The 23,732-nt window shown below is 71.0% G+C and carries 20 protein-coding genes; 6 read left to right on the plus strand and 14 right to left on the minus strand.

Annotated elements, in window-relative coordinates; all coding sequences use genetic code 11:
* From NL1_RS36935 to NL1_RS29625, 6 genes are all read right to left on the minus strand, one after another.
* On the minus strand, positions 1-259 hold a 259-nt coding region (locus tag NL1_RS36935), incomplete at its 3' end, for a 2-oxoglutarate dehydrogenase E1 subunit family protein (protein ID WP_156095118.1).
* 107 nt (positions 260-366) lie between these two features.
* Positions 367-4,131 (minus strand): ABC transporter ATP-binding protein, encoded by a 3,765-nt coding sequence (locus NL1_RS29605; RefSeq protein ID WP_067846147.1) that lies wholly within the window; start codon positions 4,129-4,131, stop codon positions 367-369.
* A gap of 194 nt (positions 4,132-4,325) precedes the next feature.
* Positions 4,326-5,105, minus strand: coding sequence for an ABC transporter permease (locus NL1_RS29610; RefSeq protein ID WP_067846150.1), 780 nt, complete (start codon positions 5,103-5,105; stop codon positions 4,326-4,328).
* The gene (locus NL1_RS29615) at positions 5,102-6,052 is read right to left on the minus strand and encodes an ABC transporter ATP-binding protein (RefSeq protein WP_067846152.1); all 951 of its coding nucleotides are present in this window, start codon (positions 6,050-6,052) and stop codon (positions 5,102-5,104) included. The genes NL1_RS29610 and NL1_RS29615 overlap by 4 nt, the downstream gene beginning before the upstream one ends.
* Entirely contained in the window at positions 6,049-6,780 is a 732-nt protein-coding gene (locus NL1_RS29620; protein ID WP_067846155.1) for a hypothetical protein, read from the minus strand. The genes NL1_RS29615 and NL1_RS29620 overlap by 4 nt, the downstream gene beginning before the upstream one ends.
* 129 nt (positions 6,781-6,909) lie before the next feature.
* Positions 6,910-7,938, minus strand: coding sequence for a glutathione S-transferase family protein (locus NL1_RS29625; protein ID WP_084511115.1), 1,029 nt, complete (start codon positions 7,936-7,938; stop codon positions 6,910-6,912).
* A gap of 38 nt (positions 7,939-7,976) precedes the next feature.
* Between NL1_RS29625 and NL1_RS29630 the strand changes: the two genes are divergently transcribed.
* Positions 7,977-8,771 (plus strand): enoyl-CoA hydratase/isomerase family protein, encoded by a 795-nt coding sequence (locus NL1_RS29630; protein WP_067846160.1) that lies wholly within the window; start codon positions 7,977-7,979, stop codon positions 8,769-8,771.
* Positions 8,772-8,868: 97 nt separating this feature from the next.
* The gene (locus tag NL1_RS29635; RefSeq protein WP_067846163.1) at positions 8,869-10,092 is read left to right on the plus strand and encodes a class I adenylate-forming enzyme family protein; all 1,224 of its coding nucleotides are present in this window, start codon (positions 8,869-8,871) and stop codon (positions 10,090-10,092) included.
* A gap of 8 nt (positions 10,093-10,100) precedes the next feature.
* Here NL1_RS29635 and NL1_RS29640 read toward each other — a convergent pair whose 3' ends face one another.
* A complete protein-coding gene (locus NL1_RS29640) occupies positions 10,101-10,847 on the minus strand; it encodes a tyrosine-protein phosphatase (RefSeq protein ID WP_067846166.1) in 747 nt (248 codons plus the stop codon).
* Positions 10,848-11,255: 408 nt separating this feature from the next.
* Here NL1_RS29640 and NL1_RS29645 point away from each other — a divergent pair, with 408 nt between their 5' ends.
* Positions 11,256-11,735 carry a TetR family transcriptional regulator gene (locus NL1_RS29645; protein ID WP_084511117.1) on the plus strand — a complete coding sequence of 160 codons (480 nt, stop codon included), beginning with the start codon at positions 11,256-11,258 and terminating at the stop codon, positions 11,733-11,735.
* 48 nt (positions 11,736-11,783) lie between these two features.
* Positions 11,784-12,962 carry an amino acid deaminase/aldolase gene (locus tag NL1_RS29650; protein WP_067846172.1) on the plus strand — a complete coding sequence of 393 codons (1,179 nt, stop codon included), beginning with the start codon at positions 11,784-11,786 and terminating at the stop codon, positions 12,960-12,962.
* Positions 12,963-12,970: 8 nt separating this feature from the next.
* On the opposite strand, the gene NL1_RS29655 is transcribed toward NL1_RS29650, so the two are convergent.
* The gene (locus NL1_RS29655; RefSeq protein ID WP_245673643.1) at positions 12,971-16,321 is read right to left on the minus strand and encodes an AAA domain-containing protein; all 3,351 of its coding nucleotides are present in this window, start codon (positions 16,319-16,321) and stop codon (positions 12,971-12,973) included.
* 126 nt (positions 16,322-16,447) lie between these two features.
* Positions 16,448-18,256, minus strand: coding sequence for a DEAD/DEAH box helicase (locus tag NL1_RS29660; protein ID WP_084511119.1), 1,809 nt, complete (start codon positions 18,254-18,256; stop codon positions 16,448-16,450).
* Between the two features lie 62 nt (positions 18,257-18,318).
* Between NL1_RS29660 and NL1_RS29665 the strand changes: the two genes are divergently transcribed.
* Positions 18,319-19,173 carry a carbon-nitrogen hydrolase family protein gene (locus tag NL1_RS29665; RefSeq protein ID WP_067846178.1) on the plus strand — a complete coding sequence of 285 codons (855 nt, stop codon included), beginning with the start codon at positions 18,319-18,321 and terminating at the stop codon, positions 19,171-19,173.
* Between the two features lie 11 nt (positions 19,174-19,184).
* Positions 19,185-19,808, plus strand: coding sequence for a phosphoribosyltransferase (locus NL1_RS29670; RefSeq protein ID WP_067846181.1), 624 nt, complete (start codon positions 19,185-19,187; stop codon positions 19,806-19,808).
* Here the strand turns inward: NL1_RS29670 and NL1_RS29675 are convergent, their stop codons facing one another.
* From NL1_RS29675 to NL1_RS29695, 5 genes are read right to left on the minus strand one after another with little or no spacing between them, the layout of a single operon-like run.
* The gene (locus NL1_RS29675) at positions 19,809-20,336 is read right to left on the minus strand and encodes a gamma carbonic anhydrase family protein (RefSeq protein WP_067846183.1); all 528 of its coding nucleotides are present in this window, start codon (positions 20,334-20,336) and stop codon (positions 19,809-19,811) included.
* Between the two features lie 27 nt (positions 20,337-20,363).
* Positions 20,364-21,212: an ESX secretion-associated protein EspG gene (locus NL1_RS29680; RefSeq protein WP_067846186.1), complete on the minus strand. Its 849-nt coding sequence runs from the start codon at positions 21,210-21,212 to the stop codon at positions 20,364-20,366.
* A complete protein-coding gene (locus tag NL1_RS29685; protein WP_067846189.1) occupies positions 21,209-22,495 on the minus strand; it encodes a WXG100 family type VII secretion target in 1,287 nt (428 codons plus the stop codon). The genes NL1_RS29680 and NL1_RS29685 overlap by 4 nt, the downstream gene beginning before the upstream one ends.
* The gene (locus NL1_RS29690) at positions 22,488-22,907 is read right to left on the minus strand and encodes a hypothetical protein (protein ID WP_067846191.1); all 420 of its coding nucleotides are present in this window, start codon (positions 22,905-22,907) and stop codon (positions 22,488-22,490) included. Before NL1_RS29690 ends, NL1_RS29685 begins: the two co-directional genes overlap by 8 nt.
* Before the next feature lie 53 nt (positions 22,908-22,960).
* Positions 22,961-23,683 (minus strand): alpha/beta hydrolase, encoded by a 723-nt coding sequence (locus NL1_RS29695; protein ID WP_067846195.1) that lies wholly within the window; start codon positions 23,681-23,683, stop codon positions 22,961-22,963.
* Positions 23,684-23,732 lie beyond the last annotated feature (49 nt).

The raw sequence follows: 23,732 nt of genomic DNA on the forward strand, positions 1-23,732 counted from the left end.
GGGCAGGCTTCGCGGCCGGGGCAGGCGCGGGAGCCGCGGCGGCGGTCGTCGCGGGAGCTGGGGCGGCGTTCGAGGTAGGCGCGGACTGCGAGTTGGTGGCGTCCCCGCTCGCGTCGGGGGTGTAGTCGGCGAGGAACTCGTGCCAACTCTCATCGACGGAAGATGGATCCTGTTTGTATTTCTGATACATCTCGTCGACTAGCCACTGGTTCTGTCCGAACTGGGAAGTTGAGCTGCTCACAGCAGGTGTTCGCCTCATTTCGTTCTTCGCGCTGCGACGTTTGTGACGTGCCCGGCATGGGGGATCAGCGGATGCGCGCCGATGGACCCTCTGTCGAGGATATGCCCAGCAGCAAATCGACGAAGCTACCCACCACCGGACAGACCCAAACTCTTCTGTGCAGACTCGTCCGGGTCCGAGAGTATTCCTCCTGTCTCGCGGGCCGCCGACCAGAGTCGGGTATAGGTTCCGCCGGCCGCGAGCAGGTCATCGTGCGCGCCGAATTCCGCGATCCTGCCCCGCTCCACGACCGCGATTCGATCGGCCCGCGCGGCCGTGCCGAGCCGGTGCGCGACGACCACCGTGGTGCGTCCCCGGGTCAGCGATCTGCTCGCTACCAGCACCGACGACTCGGTTTCCGGGTCGAGTGTCGCGGTGGCCTCATCGAGCAGCAAGAGGTCGGGACCGACCAGTTCGGCCCGTGCCAGAGCGATCAACTGGCGTTGCCCGGCGGAGAGCCCGCGCCCGCGTTCGCCGACCGGTTGCCGAAGCCCGAGGGGGAGCGCCGCGATCATGTCGGTCGCACCGACGGCCGCGGCGGCGGCGCGGATCTCCGCCTCGGTTGCGGATGGTTGTCCGAATGCAATGTTGCTGGCGACGTCGCCGGTGAAGAGGTGAGCTTCTTGGGGGACGATGCCGAGCCGGGAACGGTAGTCGCCGAGGCGGTACTCGCGGATGTCCACGCCGTCGACGACGATCGCGCCTCTCGATATCGCTGCGCCCTTCGGCATCGCTCCGTTGGGTCCGGCCTCGCTCGGATCGGCGCCCGCGCCGTCGGTGACCGAGGCGAGCGCTTTGTCGGTGCCGAGGGGCGGACGCGGCAAATCGTAGAGGCGGGCCAGCAGCTTGACGATCGTCGACTTGCCCGCGCCCGTCGGCCCGACCAGCGCCAGGGTGGACCCGGCCGGGATGCGCAAGACGACATCGTGCAGGGCCGGGGTCTCGGTCCCCGGGTAGCGGAAGTGCACGTGCTCGAGCGCGACTTCGCCGCGCAGACCGTCGCGGATCGCCACGGCGTCCGGCGGGTCGGCCGCGATCGATGACGGGGTGCGCAGCAGTTCGCCGATCCGGCGCAGCCCGACCCTGGCCTGCTGGTAGCCGTCGAAGACCTGGGACAGATGCATGATCGGCCCGAACATCAGCTCCAGGTACAGCACGAACGCGACCAGCGTGCCCGTGGTCGTCGCGCCGGCCGCGACCTCGCGGGCGCCGACGAACACCACGGCGGCCAGCGCCAGATCGGCCCAGGCGATGACGAAGGCGAAGTACAGCGCGATCGCCCGCTGCGCCCGCATCCTGGAGTTGCGATAGCGCTCGGAGTATTCGGCGAACCGACGCGCGGCGCGGGGCTCGTGCCGGTTGGCCTGCACCGCGCGCAGGCCGGTGACGTTCTCCTGGAAGTCGGCGTTCACCGTCGAGACGCGTTCCCGCGACACCGTGTAGGCGGTGGAGGAGACGCGCCGGAACAACACCGTCGCCACGATCAGCGGCGGTAGCGCCAGCAGCGCGACCACGGCCAGCGAGACGTCGATGACCAGCAGCGCGACCACGATGCCGAGCAAGGTGAGCACGCCGATGAGAGTGGTCGCCACGCCGGTCTGCAGGAAGCTCGACAGTGCGTCGACGTCGGTGGTCATCCTGGTCATGATCCGGCCGGACAGTTCGCGCTCGTAATAGTCGAGGCCGAGCCGCTGCAGATGCGCGTAGCTGCGCACGCGCAGGCCGTAGAGGACGCGTTCGCCGGTACGCGAGGTGAGCACGATGGTCGTCGCGCCGACCGCGAAGCCCGCCGCGACCAGCCCCACGCCGAGTGCTGCCGCCAGCCGGAGCGCGTCGGGCCGTCCGGCGGTCACGCCCGTGTCGATGGCATAGCGCACCAGCGCGGGGAAGGCCACGCCGACGAGCGCGTCCAGCGCGAGCAGGCTCACCACGATCAGTACCAGCCTGCGCACCGGGCGCAGCAGTCGCGCCAGCCGGAAGGCGGGATCGGGCTCGCGCAGCTCGCGGTCGTCCAGGCCGGGTTCTTCGGTGGCCGGCGGCAACCGATCGATGGTCCGGCGCAGTTCGGGGGTCTCGGCCAGGTCGGCCGCCGCACCGAAACCGCCGCCGATCCGGCCCGCGACCCGGGGTTTGCGCGCCGCCTCGCCGGGTTCGCTCGCGGGTGGCGGCTGGTGGGCGGGCGCGGGCAGCCGGATCACCCGGTCGGCGTGGGCGAGCGTCGATTCGCGGTGCGCCAGGATGATCGTGGTGCGGCCGCCGCGGTCGGGCAGGGTGTCGAAGATGGCCGCCTCGGTCACCGCGTCCACGGCCGAGGTGGCGTCGTCCAGCACCAGGATGCGCGGGCGGGCGAGCAGCACCCTCGCGAGGGCGATGCGCTGGCGCTGGCCGCCGGAGAGGGTGAGCCCGCGCTCGCCGACGACGGTGTCGTAACCGTCGGGCAGTTCGCCGATGAACTCGTCGGCGGCGGCCAGCTTGGCGGCCTGCCTGATCTCCGCGTCGGTGGCGTCCGGCTTGCCGAGCGCGATATTGGCGGCGATGGTGTCGGAGAACAGGAACGGGTCGTCGAACACCACGCCGACGGCGGCGCGCAGGTCGGCGGCGGCCACATCGGCGATGTCCACCGCTCGGGCGGCTGCGGGTTCGGCCCCGAAGAGGCGGATGCGCCCGGCGTCGGGCGTGTAGAAGCGCGGCAGCAGCAGCGACAGGGTGGTCTTGCCCGAACCCGCGGGGCCGATGATTGCGACCGTCTCGCCGGGGCGCACGGTGAGGTCGAGGTCGCGCAGGATCGGCAGGCCTGAGTCGAATCCGAAAGTGAGCGAGTCGATCTCGATGCCGAGTGGGCCCTCCGGCAGCGGGGCGGGCACGGGCGGGTCGGCGATCACCGGCGCGGTGTCGATGACCTGGAAGACGCGTTCGGCGGCGGCGCGGGTCAGCTGCGCCAGGATGACCACCGAGGACATGGCTCGGGTGGCCGAGGTCATGGTGGCCACGTACGCGGCGAAGGCGAGGAACGTACCGAGCCCGATGGAGCCATGTAGCGCGAGCCACCCGCCGAACGCGATCACCCCGACCAGCCCGGCCTGCGGAATCGCGGCGACCACCGGCGCGAAGCGGGCGTCCACCCGTGCCGCGCGCATGCGCTCGGCGTAGAGCCTGCGGCCGTGCTCTTCCAGCACGTCCACCATCCGCGCTTCCTGGCCGAATCCCTTCACCACCCGTACCCCGGTGACCGTCTCCTCGACGTGCTGGGCCAGATCGGCGGCCCGCTGCTGGGCCGACCAGGTCGCGGCGAACAGCCGCGGCCGCATCAGGTACACCACCGCGGCGATACCGGGCACCACGAGCAGCGCGACCACCGCCAGCGGCGGCGAGAGCCACACCATCACGGCGGCGGCGAGCAGAAACTGCAACAGCGCCATCCCGGAGAGCGGCACCATCGCCAGCAGGCCTTGGACCAGCTGGAGATCGGTGATCGACCGGGAGACCACCTGTCCCGTGCGCAGCGCGTCCTGACCCGCGCCGTCCAGTCGCTGCAGCGAACCGAGCAGCCGCACCCGCAGGCCGTGCTGGACGTCGAGGGAGAGCCTGCCCGCGAGCAGTCGCCTGCCGAACGCCGCGGCGAACCGTCCCGCGGCGAGCAGCGCGAGCAGGGCCGCGATCACGCCGATCACCTCGGTGTCGCCGACACCGGCCGCGTCGACGGCCCGCTTGGTGAGCAGCGGCGCGGCCACCTCCACCAGCGCGCCCGCCAGTACCGCCGCCGCGACACCCGCGATGGTGCCGGGATGCCGCCGGCTCTCGGCCCACAGCCGCCGTATCCAGCCCCGCCCCGTCGTGCTCTGCTCAGTCAATTGCGCCGTTCACCGTCCGCTCGTCGAACTCCCTCCCAGTCTTCGCTGCCGGACGGCGTCCGTCGAAAGCCCGGACGTGGCCGCAGCGAAGGCGGAGGTACGCATACGAAGGTAACGACGCGCGGCGACACGCTGCTGTTCCCGGAGCCTGTCCGTCGCTCCTTGGCGTGTCCCGCGTCGCGGAAGGCCGTGAATCACATATCGCGGCTGCGCAGTTGCCACCAGCCCGCGCCGGCGATTCCGGTCGTCCACAGCAGTAGGACGACGAAGGCGGCCGGGGTCGGGGCCAGGATGTCGCTGTCGGGAAAGGAGCCGACCGCCACCGTGGCGACGGTCGCCGAACCCGGCAGCAGCGTGACCACGCCGCCGAGCCCGATGCCATTGGCGACCAACCAGATCAGCGGCTCGGCCACGAGCAGCCAACCGAGGATCAGCGCGACCGCGCCGGTCGATTGGCGCAGCAGCAACCCGAGTCCGGCGCCGAGCAGTGACCAGCAGACGGCGGCGAGCAGACCGGTGCCGAACACCGTCAGCAGTCGCATGTCGAACTCGAACTTGCCGCGGCCGAACGCCAGCAGGCAGCCGAACGCGACGAGCTCGACCAGCACCGCGACCACGAGCGTGTACGCACCGGTGACCAGCAGCTTGGCCGCCGCCAGCCGATCGCGGTCCGCGGTGAACAGCGAGGTCACCGGCATCGTCCGATAGCGGAACTCGCCGCCCGCGCCCGCTGCGCCGAACACGGCGGCCGCCAGGATCGTCGCCGCGAGCGCCAGATACAGCCCGACGGTCGCGGTCCCGGTCGCCAGCGCGGAGTCCGGGTCCGCGGGCCCGGCCATCACCGACGTCACCGTGGAGGCCACCAGCGCGATGGCGGGCAGCAGCACGCCGAGCGCCAGGCACCAGCGCAGCGTGTAGACCTTGCGGACCTCGGAGTTGACGGGCGGGACGAGGTCCGGGGGCAGAGTGATCATCGCGGAATCCCGTAGGGCGTCGGCTGCGGATGGGGTGTGTGCGCTGCCGGCACCGGAAACATCGGCGCCGCGGTTCTGCTCGGTTTCGTCAGCGAGGCGAGTACGCGGTCGGGGTGGATCGGGTCCGGCGTGACGCTGTCCAGCCGCACCCCGGCGGCCTTGGCCGCGTCGCGGACCTCCGCTTCGCTCGCCTCGGCCACCGCGAGCCGCCCGTCCGGGCGGATCACCGCATCGGTATAGCCCCGCGCGGCGAGCACCGTGGCCAGCGCCACCGGGGTGGACGCGGCGACGACCAGCCGGTCGGGGTGATTGCGGCGCAGTTTCGCCGGGGTGCCCTGGTAGACGACCGCACCTTCGCTCATCACGATCAGCTGATCGGCCATCGCCACCACCGCCGCGAGGCTCGTGCTGGACAGCAGCACCGTGCCGCCGCGGCGCGTGTGCCTGCGCAGGAAATCGTGCAGCCAGCCGCGTTCGGCGGCGTCGAGTCCCTCGGTGGGCTCGTCCAGGGTCAGCACCCGTGGGTCGGTGAGCAATGCGGTGGCCAGCGCCAGCCTGGTCTGCTGACCGACGGAGAGCGCACCCGTCTTCACACGCGCCGCCGTGTCCAGCCCGACCGCCTCGAGCACCGCGTCGACCCTGGCGTCCGGCACCCCGGCCGCGGCCGCGTACACCAGCAGGTGATCGCGGGCGGCGCGCGCCGGATGCAGTCCGCGCGGCGTCAGCATCCCGCCCACCGGGGACGAACCGATCTCCGCGCTCCCCGACGACGGCTCCAGCAGCCCGAGCAGGATCCGCAGAACGGTGGTCTTGCCCGCGCCCGCCGGACCGACCACGGCCGCGGTGCTGCCCGTCGCGACGCTGAAGCTCACGTTCTCCACCGCCGGATCGAGCTCGTACCGCTTGCTCAGGCCGCGAACGACCAGGGCCGGCTTGGCTGCGGTCATTTCGGGTCGGCGGGCAGGCGCGGCGGGGTGGTGTCGAGCGCGGTCAGCGGATCGGCGTCGATCACCAGCTGCCGGTTGGGCGGCCAGAAGACCGGCGCGGGCCCGAAGGCCTTCTGCGCGTTGTAGACCGTGGTCTTGCCGAGCGCGCGGTTACCGACGCCGCCGATCACCGCGCCGATGCCCATCGGGATCACCTTGCCCGCCATCAGCGCCATGCGCTTGGTGAGGAACCGCACGATGAACCGCTTCATCAGCGTGTCGTTCATGCCGGACAGGCCGGGAATGCGGTTGGCGAGCAGCGTGCCCCAGTTCTTGGCCGACTGCCCGACCGATCGCTCCACGATCTCCATGCCGGAATCGCCGAGCACCACCGCCAGCACCAGCGCCCTGCGCTGTTCCTTGGCCTCCGGCGCGATGCCGTGCACGGCGGCGATCGCCAGCGTGTACAACGCCGAGGCCTCCAGGAAGAACGCCGTCTCCGCGGTGATGGTGGCCAGCGAGGCGACCGTGCCGACGCCGGGCATGGCCGCGGTCGCGCCCGCCGCGGTGCCGCTGCCGGTCACCGCGAGCAGATACTGGCGCTGAATCCGGTCGATGATCTGGGCCGGGGTCTCGTCGGGATGGGCGCGCCGGATTCGATCGATGTACTTCTCGACCGCGGGCGCCTGCAGCTTCGATCCGTTCTCGAGCAAGGCGATCACGGTCTTCTCGAACGCGCCGTGCCTCATCGGCAACACCCCTTAAGTCCTCTGCCTTCGCTGGCAGAACTCTATGGCACCGAACCGTCGTCGGCCCAACACGACAACGAACCGGATCGTTTCCCGGGTTCCCGGGGGCTCGCTGCCCGAAACGACCGGTTACGCCTCCGGCCCGTGCAGCGCGGGCACCCGCTCCGAGAGCGGCGGCGGTGGCGGCGGGGTGCCGTCGCCGAACGGCCTGCCGCCCAGCTCCTCGCGGCCGTGCGCGGTCAGCCAGTCGCTCAGGTCGGGTCCCTTCGGCACCACCTTCGTCGGATTGATGTCGGTGTGCACCACGTAGTAATGGGTCTTGATCTGCGCGAAGTCGATGGTGTCGCCGAAGCCGGGGGTCTGGTACAGGTCGCGTGCGTAGGCCCACAGCACCGGCATCTCGTTCAGCTTCTGCCGGTTGCACTTGAAATGACCGTGGTAGACGGCGTCGAAGCGGGCCAGCGTGGTGAACAGCCGCACGTCGGCCTCGGTGATGGTGTCGCCGACCAGGAAGCGTTGTCCGGCAAGCCGATCCGAGAGCCAGTCCAGGCGCGCGAAGAGCCGGTCGTAGGCGGCCTCGTAGGCATCCTGGGAGCCCGCGAAACCGCAGCGGTAGACGCCGTTGTTCACATCGCGGAAGACGAGGTCGTTGATCTCGTCGATCTCGGCGCGCAGCGGCTCGGGGTACAGCGCGGGCGCACCGGCCCGGTGGAACTCGGTCCACTCGGTGGAGAAGTCCAGCGTCATCCTGGCGTAGTCGTTGGTGACCACCCGACCGGTCGGAATGTCGACCACGGCGGGCACCGTGATGCCGCGTGGATAGTCAGGGAAGCGGGCCAGATAGGCGTCGCGCAGCCGCGGGATGCCGAGCACCGGGTCGACGCCGCCGGGATCGAGGTCGAAGGTCCAGCTCAGCTTGTCGTGGGTGGGGCCGCACAAGCCGAGCGAGAGCACGTCCTCCAGGCCGAGCAGCCTGCGCACGATGAGGGTGCGGTTGGCCCAGGGGCAGGCGCGGGCCGCGATCAGCCGGTATCTGCCGGGCGCTACCGGATAGCCGTCGCGTCCGTCGGCCGTGATGCGGGTGGTGATGTAGTTGGTGTCCCGCTTGAACTCACCCGGTTCGACGTAGGAACCGTTTTCCGATACCGCCTTGGTCACACGATCAGTCTGGCAGATCTACGTCTTAGGCTGACGCAATGAATGAAACGACGGCGACTCGGCTGGAACGTGAAATCACCGACGGCGGCGCGGAGGTGGCCGTCCTGACGCTGGCGAATCCGCCGCTGAACCTCTTCGATCAGGCGATGTTCGACGCGCTGGTCGACGACATCGCCGAGCTGAGCGCCGACCCGCCGCGCGCGCTGCTGCTGCGCGCCGAGGGCAAGCTGGTCTCCGGCGGCGTCGACGTGCACGTGTTCGACGGATTGACCACCGAGCAGGGTGCCGAGCTGTGGCGCTCGCTGTTCGCCCGGATCATCCATCCGCTGGAGGCGCTGCCGTGTCCGGTGGTGTTCGCCGCGCACGGCCTCACCCTGACCGCCGCCTTCGAGATCGCGCTGGCCTGCGACATCATCCTGGCCGCGCCGAAGGCGAAGTTCGGTCTCGTGGAGACGGTGGTCGGGCTGACCCCGTCGATGGGCGGCCCGCAGCGGCTGGCCGAGCGCGCCGGATCGGGCCGGGCGCGGGAGTTCGTGATGACCGGTGACCTCTACGACGCGGCGACCATGGCCGACTGGGGCGTGGTGAACGGCGTGCACGAGGACGTCGACGGGGCCGCACGGGAACTCGCGCACCGGCTGGCGCAGGGACCGACCAAGGCGCACGCGGCGACCAAGCAGATCGTGGCGGCCTGGCGCTCCGGCGGTGTGGCACACGCCGATTCGGTGACGCCCGAGGTGTCCGGCGAGCTGTTCGCCACCGACGACTTGCGCGGCGCGGTGCGCAGCTTCCTCGAGGTCGGCCCGGGCAAGGCGACCTACACGGGCCGGTGACAGCGGGGACACGGTAAATCGACTAATCCCGCGAGATTGTGATCCGCGTCATATAGTCGCAGGTGCCTGGCAGCTCGAGGCAGCGCGCGGAGGACATATGTCGCAGCTCTTGGTCGAATACCCCCTGACACATTCGCCTGCGTGTGGAAACCCGCTGGCCCGCGGTGCCGACGGGGTGTTGCGCTACGGCAACCTCACCCCGGCGCTCACCGAACTACTCGATCTACAGGTGCACGCTTTCGCGGCCCGCGAGGCGGTCGTCGAGCTCGGTGGGCCCCGGCTCACCTATCGGGAGCTGTGGCACTCGGCGTCTCGTATCGCGGGCGGCCTGCAAGAACACGGTGTCGGCTACGGCGACCGGGTCGCCATTCACATGCCCGCGGGCGCGCGCTGGGTGCAGGCGTTCCTCGGGGCCCTGCTCAGCGGCGCGGTGCCGGTGCTGGTGCCCGACGGACTTCCCGCGCAGGTGGCCGAACAGGTGATCGCCGACAGCAGTGCGGATTTCGTGCTCGGTCGTGGCGCCCGCGGCGGCGAGGTCGAGCTGCCCGACGGCGCCGCGTTCATCGACGACGGCGCGGCGCTGAGCGATCTCGCGCTGCTCTGCTACACCAGCGGCACACGCAAGGGTGTCGAGCTGACCAACGAAAACCTGCTCTCGGCGGTCCGATCGGTGGTCGCCGCGCTGGATCTGCCCACCGACGGCGTGCGCAACCTGGTGCTGCCGCCGCTGGCGCATGCCAGCGGGTGCGTCGACCAGCTGCTGCCCACCTTCGCGGTCGGCGGCACCGTGGTGCTCGCGCCGGACGGCCGCGGACTCGCGGAAGTCATTGTGGCCGAACGGGTCGACATGGTGTCGGGCACGCCGCGCATCTTCGCGGGCCTGCTCCCGCAGCTGGCCGCGCTGCGCGCCGACGGCGTGCCCACCGAGCGCATCAGCCGGGTCAGCAGCGCGGGCCACCGCGCCGAGCCGACCCCGGGCGATCTCGCCGCCGCGTTGCGTGACGTGTTCCCCTCGGCCAGGCACTGGTCGGTGTGGGGCGCCACCGAGACCAGCGGTATCGGCCTCGCGGTGGACGCCACCGAGACGCCCGCCGACGCGGGCCCGGTGCTCGGATTTCCGTTCGGCGGGACCGAATTGGCGCTGTGGGGTCCGCGGGCCGCGGCGGGCCGCGGCGAATTGCTCTGTCGCGGACCGAATGTCAGCCGCCGGTACTGGAACGATCCGGAGACCACCGCGCATCGCTTCACGGGCGGCTGGTTCCACACCGGCGATCAGGTCTCGATCGACGCCAAGGGTCTGGTCCGGCGCGAAAACGCCTGACCGATGGGCTATTCCAGCATTCGGTCGCGCAAACGCGCCCGCAGCTCGGGCGTCAGCCCGACGACGTCGAGGTAGCGGTCGAAGTCGCCGTGCAACTGTCGTACCGATTCCCTGGCCATCTCCAGGTACTCCTCGTGCACGCCGAGCAGGTCTTCGGAGAGGCTCGCGCCCGGCGGCAGGGTGGGCTCGATCAACGCCCGCAACGGGTCGATGGCCGCGTTGCTGGCCATGAAGTCGGCGAGGATGTCCTCCTCGACGACGTTCACCGCGCGCAGCAGCGTCGCCACGGCCCAGCCGGTGCGGTCCTTGCCCGCGGCGCAGTGCACCAGCACCGCCCCGTCGCCGTCCACGATGGACTGGGCGATGGCGGTGATCGCCGTGTTCGCCTCCGGCAGCGCGGGGAACTCGCGATAGACCTCGAGCATGTGCTCGAACGCGGAGCCGGTGCGGGACTCGTGCGGGGGCGCCTCGCCCATCCGCGAGTCGAAGGGGGTGACGCTGCGCCGCACGCCCTCGGGCAGGTTGTCGTGGCCCATGTGGTCGATCTCCCGGATGCCGCGCAGGTCGAAGACCTCGATCACGCGCAGTTCGCGCAGACTGCCGTGGCCGCGCGCGTCGAGGCCGCTGAGCTGGGCCGAACGCAGCAGCACGCCGGGACGCACCTTGGCGCCGTCGACGGTGCGCAGACCGCCGGTGTCGCGGAAGTTGAACGTGCCGGAGAGGAAGAACTGATCGGCGGGGGGCGGGAGAGTCACCGATCCAGGTTATCGGCCGCCCATATCGCAGCGGTGTCGTTCGCGGATCGAACGCCGAACGCCGGGGTGAACCCGTTACACCATGATTTTGTGCGGTTCGTCACATGATGTGTAGTGCGGCGCTGCGGTCCGTACAGTGGATCAACGTGTGTCTTGCGGCCGCGAGGGGCCGCTAGGCGCCCAGGAGCGCCGATTGGCGGGACACTGCAGCGTTGCAGAGTGATTCCGTTTGGGTAACAAAACATTCTTCCAGTCTGGAATACCCGCCGAACCCGTTCTCAAACCCCGAAAACCCTCTACCATTGATGAACGTTGGACCGGGCAGCCTGGGGATTTCTGGTCGCTCGCCAAAGTTCAGCGAGTCGCGCCATCGGAGATGCGCGAGTTCTTTCGCCGAGGGAGTCGTCGTTGAGCGCACGTGGAGAAATAGTGGAGAGTCGGTTGCGGCCGACGATCTGCGAGGCCGTGGAGAAGGCGGCCGCCTCGCTCGATATCACCGGAGTGCGGGCACTGCGGGTGCTGTTGCACGCCGGAGTGTCCGCGTACTGGCCGCTGGTCAAGGCCGCGCCTGCCAAACATATCCGCGCCTACGAGGCGACCGTGCAAACGCTGCGCGAGCGCTGGGAGGTGCGGCCCGAATCGGAGCCCGACCCGGTCGATAGCCCCGTGTTTCGTGAAATGGACACCGAGGTCGCCAACTTCCTTCAGCTCTGCGCCGATCGTTCCGGCTCGCAGTGGCTGGAGCCGGTGGACGACATCGCCGCCTACACGGTCTCGGTTTTGCAGGGGACCGTGCTGCGCTGGCTGGCCGACAGCAACGACGAGACCACGCTGGTGGTCCTGGACGACCTGGTCGGCGGCCTGGCCACCCGAGCAGCCGAGGCCTGATCCCGACAGTACTGGACGTATGACCAGTTTGGTGGTTGAGTTGTCCGGGTGAGCGAGACATCGCCGATCGCCGGACTACATGCCGCCACCGCCGACCTCGACCCGCCGCTGGCCGCGCTCGATCTGACCGCGCTGCGCGCCAACGCCGCCGACCTGGTCCGCCGCGCGAACGGCGTCCCGATCCGGGTCGCCAGCAAATCCGTGCGCTGCCGCGCCGTCCTGGAAGCCGTGCTCGGCGGTGATCTGACCGCGGCCGACGGCTTCGCGGGCATCATGTCCTACTCCCTGCGCGAGGCGCTCTGGCTGACCGGTCTCGGCGCCCGCGACATCCTGCTCGGCTACCCGACCGTCGACCGCGCGGCGCTGGCCGAACTCGCCGCCGACGACACCGCGCTGGGCGCCATCACCCTCATGATCGACGACGTCGACCAGCTCGACCTGATCCGCGCGGCGGTCGGCACCGACCTGGTCCGGCCCCGCGTCTGCCTGGACGTGGACGCTTCGCTGCGGATCGGCCCGCTGCACCTCGGTGTGCGTCGCTCGCCGATCCGTACCCCCGGCCAAGCCGCCGCCTTGGCTCGCGCCGCGCTCGACCGCGGCTTCGACGTGGTCGGTGTGATGACCTACGAGGCGCAGATCGCCGGACTGCCCGACAGCAATGCCGCGGTGCGGTTGGTCAAGCGGGCCTCGGCCGCCGAGATCGCCAAGCGCCGGGCACGGGTGCTGGACGCGGTGCGCTCGGTGGTGGGCAAGCTGGAGATCGTCAACAGCGGCGGCAGCGGCTCGATCGAGATCAGCATCGCCGATCCGGACGTCACCGAGGTGACGGCGGGCTCGGGTCTCTACGTGCCGACCCTGTTCGATCACTACCGCGCCTTCACCCCGCGGCCCGCGCTGTTCTTCGCCACGCCCGTGCTGCGCAAGCCGGCCCCGTCCATCGCGACGGTGTTCGCCGGCGGCTACATCGCCTCCGGCCCGACCGGCGCCTCGCGGGTGCCGAAACCCGTGTGGCCCAGCGGCTTACGGCTCATCGGCACCGAGGGCGCGGGTGAGGTGCAGACCCCGCTGTCGGCCGCCTCCGAGCTGCGCATCGGCGACCGGGTGTGGTTGCGTCACGCCAAGGCGGGCGAGCTGTGCGAGCGGTTCGACCAAGTCCACCTCGTCGAGCCGGACGGCCGCCGCAGCACCGTCCCCACCTATCGCGGCGAAGGCAAGAACTTCGGCTGAGCGGGCGCTCAGCCCAGGTGCAGGAAGCGGGCCAGGTCGGGCAGATCCTCGGGCGCGGCGGGCAGGTACTCGGTGAGCAGCGGTGACCGGATGACCACCGCCCGCCACATCGCCCGCGACACCGCGGCGCGAACCAGGTTGCGCGACAACAGGAACGGCATGCCGTGCGGCGCGTCGGCCGGGCTGGATGTGGTCATCGACAGCAGCACCACCGCGGCCTCCCTGCCGCGGAAGCGGTCCACGGTGCCCACCAGCACGTCTTCGATCTTGGCGCGCGCCAGCATGGTTCGGATCCGGCCGACCTGAGCGCCGTACGGCGCGACGACGAAGATGTCGTGCGGGTGCAGCCGCCGCGTCGTCGCCCCCATGGTCCAGGACAGGCCGAGCAGGGCGCGCACCTGGCGCACCACCTCGCGGGCCTCGGCCGCCGATTCGGTGGCATTGCCGTAGTGGTCGACGAGGACGGTGCCGATGCCCGGCTCGACCCCGTCGAGTTGCCTTGCCAGCGTGACGGTTTCGTTGGAGCGCAGCCTGCCGTCGTAGAACAGCCGGGAGATCGGCTCGCACACCCGGGGATGCATCCGCCAGGTGCGGTCCAGGAAGTATCCGCGCTCGGGCCCGACGGTGTTGCGGCCGGCGAGCAGCCAGCCGAGCGTCGAATCGCCCACCGGCCCGGGATGAGCGCTGCGCGCCGCGGCGGGCTGCGGGTCGCCGAGCAGCAGCAGATTGCGCGCGCTGCCCGCCACCGTCGCCGTCTCGGCCAGCGGGAACCGGCCCGCGTCGGCGATCACCAGCAGGTCGAGGCTGTCGGCGGGGACCATCGAGTCGTCGGCGAAATCGGCGGGCAGCCCGCCGATCACGCACCCGTTCACGGCGTTGTCCAGGAACCGCGGGTAGCGCGCGCCGTCGATCACGGCCCACTCCGGAGCCACCCCCGCGGCGTCCTTCTTCGCGACCAGCTCCGGAAGCACGCCGACCGCGACGATCGCGTCAAGCAGGCTCTCCACCGTCGAATGCGCCTGTGCGACAACGCCGATGCGCCACTTGTTCCTGGTGATCAGCCGCTCCAGCACGCGCGCGACGGTGGAATTCTTCCCGGTTCCCGAGGGGCTCTGCACCACCAGGTAGGACTCGTCCAGTTCGCGGGTGGCGGCGGTGATGGCGGCGGCGTGGTCGCCGTGCACCTCGGGGAGCGGCGCGCCACCGCGCAGCCGCGGCGCGCGGCGGGCCAGGATGTCGAACAGCGCGCAGGCCGGGATCTCCGGCAGCGTGACGAGCAGCCGTTGCGCGGCCGATTCCATGGCGGCCTCGGCGTTCTCGTCCCAGGCGGGCAGGCCGGGCGCGATGGCGGTGGGTAGATCGTCGTAGGGTTCGCAGCCCCGCGGCAGCAGTTCCTCCAGCCGGACGGTGTCGTCGAAGTCGGCGTCCACCGCGCACCCGAGCACCGTCGCGGCGGCGGTGGCGCGCTGTCCGAGCGCGGTGGTCATGCGCGCGGCCACCGGGCGGTCGTAGTAGGTGTAGACGGTGGCGCCCGGCGTCAGCGCGGCCGCACCGCCGCCGTCGCAGCCGGTGCCGATCCGGCCGGTCAACGTCAGGTACCTGCGCATGGACGGACGATTCGGGCTGTGATGCCACTTCGTGTCCACGGTGCCCCAGTCGGCGATCAGCACGCCGGACACGTCGGGCCATTCGTGCACGGGATGGCTGAGGCGGTCGGCGTGCGCGTACCACAGCGGCTGACGCTCGCGCCGGTGGTAGCCGAGCGCCGCGGCCATGAGCGCCGCGGGATGGTCCGGATCACCCTGTGCCGCCGCGTATTCCGCGAGCGCGGCCTCCACCGACGAGGGGCCGGACACGGGCGCGAGCTGCGGGCGGTCCGGTTCGGCCGCGTGCCGCCACGCGTCCGTGCGCTCCGGGGCGACCGCCCGGCCATCGGTGCGGTGATCGGCCGCCAGCTCCAGCAGCCAGTCGCGCAAACGCAGCACGGTGACGCACGCGGGTTCCGGCTCGCCCGGCGCTTCGGGCAGCAGGCGGCGCAGCCGATCCAGCCGGTACGAGTCCTCGCCGACCAGCAGCGCGTTGCGCACGATCGGGTACAGATCGACGAGCACACCGTCGCGCAGCAACTCGTCGGCGATCTCCTCGCCGACGCCGGTCTCCCCGGTCCAGCGCAGCAGTGCCGAGCGGACCTCCGAGGTGTAGTGATAGACACGCATATCCGGGAACGTCCGCCGCCGGTGCGCGAGCAGATCGAGCACCTCGGTCAGCGCGTCGCACCGCGCCGCGTCCTCGTCCGCGGCGTCCGCGGCGAACGGCGCACGCAGGGACAGGTGCACGGCGCCCGCCGCGGCGATCTCGATCGTCGCGAGCCGTCCCCGGTCGTCGGTGTCGATGGCCAATGCGAGATCGCCAGGCGAGGCAGGCGGCAGGCCCGCCAGCGCGAGCGCGTCGACCAGCGTGTGGGCCGGGCGGCCGGAATCCTCGCGCCGCCGTTGGATTTCGGCCTGCCTGCGCAGCGTGGTCACCGTGCGCGGCGGCAATCCCGGCACCGCGCTGTCGAGTCCGCTCAGCCGGTCGATGGTGCTCACCCCGGCCTCGCGCAGCCTGGCCCGCGCGGGCGAGGACATGCCCGCCACCAGGAGCAGATCGCGGGCGGCGGTCAGCTCGGCGGTGCAGGTCGGGCATCGGCCGCAGGCCAGGTACCGCGGATCGCCCCACTGCACCGGAAGCAGTTCCCCGAGCTTGTCTTCCAGGATGCGTTCGACGCGCCGCCGCCTGGCTCGATAGATCGGAACCAGATCGGTGAGCGGATAGTCGTCGCTGGCCGCACCGAGATGCAGCCGGACCAGGGCCGCGGCCAGCGCGCCGCCCGCATCCAAAGCCTCGGCGCAGGCGGCCGATTCGAGCGCCGTGCCCACCCGGTCCCATGGCGTCGCGGCCGCACCGTGCACGGTGTAGCGCACCCGATGAGTCGCCCGGACCAGATAGTCGCAGCGGCAGGCGAATCCGCCGTCGAAGAAGGTGGCGTTGTGCAGCACCGGCACGCCCTCGCGCAGTGCCGCCTTGGTCTGCTCGTGCGCGTCGCGCAGCGCCGCCACCCGGCCGGCAGGGTCGTCCGGATTCTGTGGCGGCTGGCGGATCTCGACCATGCCGTTGCCGTAGCGATCGCGGAAATCGGCGAGTCTGCGTTCGCGGGAGTCGTCGGCACGGCGCGGCTCGGCCGCGAACGACCGTGCGGCGCCGGGCTCGTCGTCCGGGAGCGCGCCCAGTTCGATGTCGAGGGCACGCAGCAACGCGAATTCACAGCGCGCCGCGCGCACGAGATCAGCGGCGGTGCATACGACACGATCACCGAACACGAACAAACGCGCCCCTCCTGTGTCTTCGCCGGGACACCCGCACCAGGCGCGCTGGCGTGCGCGCCGGTCGGCAACACCTTAGCTAGCCCGCGCTAGCCCGCGTGACCTCGGGTTACCCCGTCCGGCTCAGGAGCGTGGCTTACGGCGCTCCGGGCGCTTGCCGCCTTCGCGGTCGCGGCGCGGACCCCGGCTGAACGGACGGTGCGACGGCGGGCCCTGGTCCAACTGGAGCTGGATGAGCTGGCCGCTGATCCTGGTGCGCCGCAGAGCTTCCAGCGTCTCCGCGGGCAGCTGCGCGGGCAGCTCGACCAGACTGTGGTCCGGCCGAATGCTGATATGCCCGAAGTCGCTGCGTCGCAAACCACCCTCGTTGGCGATGGCGCCGACGATCGCGCCGGGCACCACGCGGTGCCGCTTGCCGACGCTGATCCGGTAGGTGGCCAGCTCCGCGCCGGTGCCACGGTGGTGCGCGGCCGCGGGGCGGTCCTCCTCGAACCGGCGGGCGGGCCGTTCCCGCGGCATCCGTTCGCGGCGCTCGGGCTCGGGTTCGGGCTCCATGAAGAAGTTGTCGCCGTCGTAGGAGCCGACCGCGAGCGCGGCGGCGATGTCGACGAGCGGGATGTTGTGCTCGCGCTCGTAGTCCTCGATCAGCTTGCGGAACAGCGGCAGGTTCGCCGAGGACAGGTTCTCGGTGATGGCGTCGCCGAACTTCGCGACGCGCTGCGCGTTCACGTCCTCGACGCTGGGCAGCTGCATCTCCTCGAGCGGGTGCCGGGTGGCGCGCTCGATCGCCTTGAGCAGATGCCGCTCCCGCGGCGCGACGAACAGCAGCGCCTGGCCGCTGCGCCCGGCCCGGCCGGTGCGGCCGATGCGGTGCACGTAGGACTCGGTGTCGTGCGGGATGTCGTAGTTGACCACGTGCGAGATGCGGTCCACGTCCAGGCCGCGCGCGGCGACGTCGGTCGCCACCAGGATGTCCAGCGTGCCGGACTTGAGCTGGCCGATGGTGCGCTCGCGCTGGTTCTGGGCGATGTCGCCGTTGATCGCGGCGGCGGAGAAACCGCGGGCGCGCAGCTTCTCGGCGAGCTCCTCGGTGCCCTGCTTGGTGCGCACGAAGATGATCATCGCCTCGAAGGACTCGACCTCGAGGACTCTGGTCAGCGCGTCCAGCTTGCGCTGGTGCGAGACCTGCACCCAGCGCTGGGTGATGTTGGTGTTGGTCTGGGTCTTGGCCTTGACCGTGATCTCGACCGGGTCGTGCAGGTACTGCTTGGAGATCTTGCGGATCGCCGAGGGCATGGTGGCCGAGAACAGCGCGACCTGCTTGTCGGTGGGCGTCTCGGCGAGAATCCGCTCGACGTCCTCCTGGAAGCCCATCTTGAGCATCTCGTCGGCCTCGTCGAGCACCAGGTACTGCAGCTGGGAGAGGTCCAGCGTGCCCTTCTCCAAGTGGTCGATGACCCGGCCCGGCGTGCCGACCACGACGTGCGCGCCGCGGCGCAGACCGGACAGCTGCACGCCGTAGCTCTGACCGCCGTAGATCGGCAGCACGTGCAGGCCGGGCATGTGCGCGGCGTAGCGGCCGAACGCCTCGGCGACCTGGATGGCCAGCTCACGGGTCGGAGCGAGGACCAGCGCGCGCGGCTCCTTGCCGACGACCTGCAGGCCCATCAGGATCGGGATTGCGAATGCGGCGGTTTTGCCGGTGCCGGTCTGGGCGAGGCCGACCACGTCGGCGCCCTCCAGCAGCGGCGGAATGGTCGCCGACTGGATCGGCGATGGCGATTCGTAACCGACGTCGGCGATGGCCCGCAGGATGCGGTCATCGATACCCAGATCGGCGAACGACGGGCCAGCAGCGGGGGAAACTGATTCGCTTCCAGCCGAGTCCCTGTCATTGTCGCCAGGAACGCTGTCGACCTCATTGGTGTTCATTGACCAGCAGTTTACTGCCTGGCGGTGGCCGCCCCGGCCACCGGGCCAATACGGTGAGACCTATGCAACTGAATGACGCGCCCGAACATCAGGATCAGCCCGTTTCTCCGGTGGCGGTCGCGGTCGTCCAGTTCGCGCCGGGAAAGGATCCGGCAGGCAATCTCGCGGCGCTGCGCGAGCACGTCGAGACCGCCGCGGGCCGTGGCGCGCGGGTGGTGGTCGCGCCCGAATACTCGATGTTTGCCGTGACCCGGCTCGACGAGCGCGTCGTGGCCGTGGCCGAGCCGCTGACCGGCCCGTTCGCCACCGGGCTCGGTGCGATCGCCAGGGAGTTCGGGGTGTATCTGGTGGCGGGGATCGTCGAGCAGGTGGCTCCGGGCGCGGGCCGCATTCGCAACACCTTGCTGGTGCACGGGCCCGACGGCGAACTCGTCACGCGGTATCGGAAGGTGCACCTCTACGACGCCTTCGGGTACGTGGAATCCGACGTGGTCGAGCCCGGCGCGATCGAGGAGCCGCCGATCTTCGCCGTCGACGGTGTGCGCTTCGGCGTGCAGACCTGTTTCGATCTGCGCTTTCCCGAGGGCTTCCGTCGCCTCGCCGCCGCGGGCGCGCAGGCGCTGGTGCTGCCCGCGCAGTGGATCCCCGGCCCCGCCAAGGTCGACCAGTGGACCACGCTGCTGCGGGCGAGGGCCATCGAGAACACCGCGTACGTGCTCGCAGCCGACCAGTGCGCCCCGCGCGGCGCGGGCGCGTCGATGATCGTCGACCCCACCGGCAGCGTGCTCGCGGAACTCGGCGACGAACCCGGCGTGCTCACCGCGAGCGTCGACCTCGCGCACCTGGCCACCGTGCGCACCACCAACCCGAGCCTGGCCTTGCGTCGATTCACGATTACCGAGCGCGCACCGGAGTAGCGTTCGAATCGATGATCTACGCCGATCGGATCGCCGCCGGTCGCGCGCTGGGTGCCGAACTGGGGCACCTGCGCGCGTCGAGGCCGCTGGTGCTCGGTCTGCCCCGCGGCGGGGTCCCGGTCGCCGCGGCCGTGTGCGAGATCATCGGGGGTGACCTGGACATTCTGCTGGTGCGCAAGCTCGGCGTGCCGTGGCAGCCGGAGCTGGCGATGGGTGCGATCGGCGAGGACGGCGTGCGGGTGCTCAATCCGGACGTGCTCGCGCACACCGGCGTCAGCCAGCGCAGGCTCGCCGCGATCGAAGCGGCCGAGCGGGCCGAACTCGAGCGGCGCAGGGAAGTGCTGCGCGGCGGCGCGGAGCCCGTGCCGATCGCCGGGCGCACGGTCGTGATCGTCGACGACGGCATGGCGACGGGGGCCACCGTGATGGTGGCCTGCCGGGTCGCGCGCCTGCACCAGCCCGCGCGCGTGGTGGTGGGCGTTCCGGTGTCCTCTGCCGAGGCGATACGCCGGGTGGAGGCCGAGGCCGACGAGGTGGTGTGTCCGCTGGTGCCGCGCAGCCTCGGCGGCGTCGGCGTGGCCTACCGAGACTTCCACCAACTCGCCGACAACGAGGTCACCGAGCTGCTGACCTGATCAGCCGACTTCGCTGATGCCCTTGCGGTGCCGCTGTGCGAGTTCCGCGTAGAACCCCGGATTGAGCTGCACCCACATCTGCGCCTGGGTGCCCTCGATCGAGCGCTTCACCTCGGCGGGAGAACCGGCGGCGAGCACGCCGTCGGGGATCTCGGTGCCCGGCGGCACCAGCGAATGCGCGGCGATCATGGTGCCCGCGCCGATCTTGGCCAGGTCGAGCACCGTCGTGCCATTGCCGACGATCGCCTCCGCGCCGACCGACGCGCCGTGGAACACCACGCTGTGCGCGATGGTCGCGCCGGGACCGATCTCCATCGGCACGTCCGGCGGCACGTGCAGCACGGCGTTGTCCTGGATGTTGGCGCGTTCCCGGATGATGATCGGCGCGAGGTCGGCCCGCAGCACCGCGCCGTACCAGATCGAGGCCCCTGCCTCGACGCGCACGTCACCGATCAATGTCGCGTTCGGCGCGACGAACGCCGTCGGATCGACCTGCGGTCGCTTGCCTTCGAATTCGTAGAGTGGCACGGCTACAGGTCTACCAGCGCCGGAGCGCTACCACCGCTCCGATCGCGCGGTGGTCTTCTCGGCGGCGGTCAGCATCGGGCGCAGGTGCGCGGCGAAAGTCTCCGCGGTCACCGGCGCGACGTGCACGTCGGCACCGGTGCGGACCGCGTAGCGACCGTCCTCGGCGACGTCGATCCAGCACAGCACCCCGAACGGCTTCAGCTCTTCGGCGCGGCGGACCGACACCACGATCTGGCCGATGCCGTCGCGCGGGCGGGCGAGCAGGCGGCGGATCCGGGCGGGCGCGGAAGGACCCGACACCGGGACGGTGACCAGATCGCGGCTGTCCTCCTTGACCCGCGACAGCGGCGAGCTGAGCCGGGCCACGAGGCCGGGCGGGTTCTCCGGGAGCATCGAGATCACCCGGGCGGGCAAGTTTTTCGGGCTGCCGACGAACAGACGGATGTCGCCCCCGCGGTCGGGCGTCGGGCCGGGGCGTTGCGCGGCGACGACCGCGATGTCGCCCGAGGCGACGCCGAGGACGCGAACAAGCTTCGCATCCTGGGTGCCGGGAGCCTCCGAGACGCCGTCGAACGCGCCGATGGCGAATTCCGCGGTATCCGTGAGTTGTTCGTCGTCCGGCGCGGCGACGCGGTTGGTCGGTCGGTGCTCGCCGAACACCTCGATCCGGACGGTCGGCCGGGCAAGCAGCCGCAGCGCCGCCTCCAGATCGGCGTCCAGTGTCCGCTCGCACCACGCGTGCAGGGCGGGCAGCTGCGCCGCCCGCTCCACCGAATCGCGTGCCGAGAGCCGGACGGCCAGCGGATACGGAATGCGGTCACCGTCGGTGCGCTCCCAGGCCATGGCGAACTGGTCCGGGGTCAGCGTCCAGTTCACTCCAGCTCGGTCCATTCGCCGACGACCGGTGGCGTGGTCGGATCGAGTTCGCCGATCAGCTCGCCCGTTTCGTCCGCGGGTTCGAGGAAGGTCAGGTCGTCGTCGATCCAGTGCAGCTCGTCGTCCTCGTCCTCGGCGCGGGCGGCCGCGGCCTTGGACGCGACACTGGAACCCTGCCGGGTGGTGTCGGCCGCGGCGAGCGCGCCGCCCATGAGCCCGCCGACGGCGCCCGCGCCCATGCCGGTGACGGCCTCGCTGTTGGCGTCCTTGCGCCGTTCCTCGCGCTTGCGCTCGTCATCGGCGGCCGTCGTGCCGCTGCCGGGCAACGTCGCGCCGGGCATGGCGGTGGAGGCCGTGACCACGGGTGCCGAAAGACCCTGGCGCGGAGTGCGTTCCGTCGCGGTAGGAGCGGCGGCGGAGGGTGCGTCGGCCGCGACGGTGACGGGCTTGGTCGCGGCGGGCGTCGTGTCGGTGGCGGGCGGGACCGTGAGAGGTCCGGCGGACGCGGGGGTCACCGTCGCGGGGGTCGTGTCGGTGACCGGTGGCTGCTCCGGTTCGGATTCGGTCTCCCGCGTCGGTTCGACGGCGGTCACCGGCGTCGCCCCAAGCGTCGAAACCGACGGGGCTCCGGGGATTTCCACCGAATTCACCGGGACACCGAGCGACGTTCCCGGCGCTGTGCCGCCCGGGGTGGTGCCCACCGGGACGATCGGAGCGTCATCCGGGAAGGCCGGAACACCCGATCCGCTCTGCAGGAACGCGTTGGCGTAGATGGTGTCCATGGCCTGCACGACGTCTTGACGGTCGTGCTCGGTGGTCTTCTGGGCGGTGATGTTGCCGGTTGCCTGATTCGGATCCAGCAGCGCGGCGGACAGATCCGGCTCGGCCCCGGACGGCGAACCGACCGCGGACCGCAGCGTCTCGGCGGCGTCACCGGCCTGGCCGAGACGCTGCGCCACCGCCGCCATCACGTCGGCGAGCTGCTGGCCGCGCTGTTCGAAATCGCGCACCGCGTCGGCGGCGGTCTGTGCCGCGCCGCCACGCCAGCCGTCGGCGATGGTGGAGCGAATCTCGTTGTGCGCCTGCGCGACCGAGTCGGTCAGCCCGGTCGCCGAGGTCTGCCAGGCCTGCTGCCCGGCGTTGAGCACCGCCGGGTCGAGCAGCTGCACCTTGCCGTGGATCTCCTGGTGCGTGAGGTTGTCGAAGACCTCGACGCTCGGCGCGTAGGCCGGATCGGTGCGGTCGTGCGGTGCGCGTTCGGTCTGGTACGGAATCTCACGCATGCGGCGCTCCCGTCACGTCCACCCGGCCGAGCGTGGCCGCGAGTTCGGTGTCGGCCTCGGTGTAGGCCGTCGCCGCGGCGCGGAAGGTCTGGGCCAGCGCACGCGCCGAGTCGGCGTAGTCGCGCAGCCGCGCGGCCGCGCCCTCCGCCTTGTTCTCGAAACCGCGGCGCAGCGCGTCACCGGAGGCGAAACCGCCGAAACCGGGGAGCGAGGCGGCCGCGCTCAGCACCTGAATCTGCGCCTCGACCTCGTCGGCGAGCTGCTCGTAGCGCCGGGCGCAGCGCTCGTGCGCGCCCTCGGCGACCAGCACGCCGTCGATCCAGAGCCTGCCCTCGTCGACCGCTCGGTTCAGTGCCGTGACCTGTGGTTGCGCTGCGTCAACTTGTGGTTGCGCTGCGTCGTTCGGTTGCACCCCGCCGTCCCCCTTGTCTCCTCATCGTGCCGCGTGCAGCAGCCGTATTCGGTTCACGCGTGTCGTGCCAACCCCACGACGACGCTCTGCATCCAGTCCGCGATGTCGGCGCCGACCCGCGCGTGCACCGGCTCGTGCAGCAGATCGTGCCCGGCGTCGGCGTACTCGCGTAAATCTACCCATTCGTGGCGTCCAGTCCAGACCCGCATCGCGTCGATCGGGGCGCGGCGGTCCTCCATGCCGTGCACCGCGAGCACCGGAAGGTCGGACGGGAGTGGGGTTCCCGGAGCGCCGGGCAGGCCGCTGCCGAGGGCGCGGCGCGGCACGGCGGAGAGCACCAGACCGGTCAGCGTGCCGGGGGTGAGGCTCGGGACGATCGGATAGTTCGCTTCCACGGCGTTCAGATCAGTGGCCGTGCGCGCGTCCGGGACCGCGGCGCCCAGCATGCCGAGCGCGGTGACCGCGCCGAGCGAATGCCCCATCAGCACCAACGGCGCGTCCGGCAGTTCGGCGCGCGCGAGATCCACCAGCCTGGTCGCGTCCGCGACAAGCTCGGCGAGGGTGCCGGGATGTGCCGGGTCACCTTCGCTGAGGCCGTGGCCCGCGGTATCCAGTCCCCACACTTCGATGTCGACCGATCGTAGGATTCGGGCGAATCGGTGGTAGTTTCCGCTGTGCTGGCCGATACCGGGCAGTAGCATTGCCACCGCCGCGGGGTTCGCGACCGTCCACCGCCGATAGTGCAGCCTGCCGCGAGTGCCGTCGAAGTAGAGCATCTACTGATAGTGCCAAACCTTCTGCCCTTCATGGGACTTCACCATCCCG

This window comes from Nocardia lijiangensis NBRC 108240, from assembly GCF_001613045.1.
Lineage (GTDB): Bacteria > Actinomycetota > Actinomycetes > Mycobacteriales > Mycobacteriaceae > Nocardia > Nocardia lijiangensis.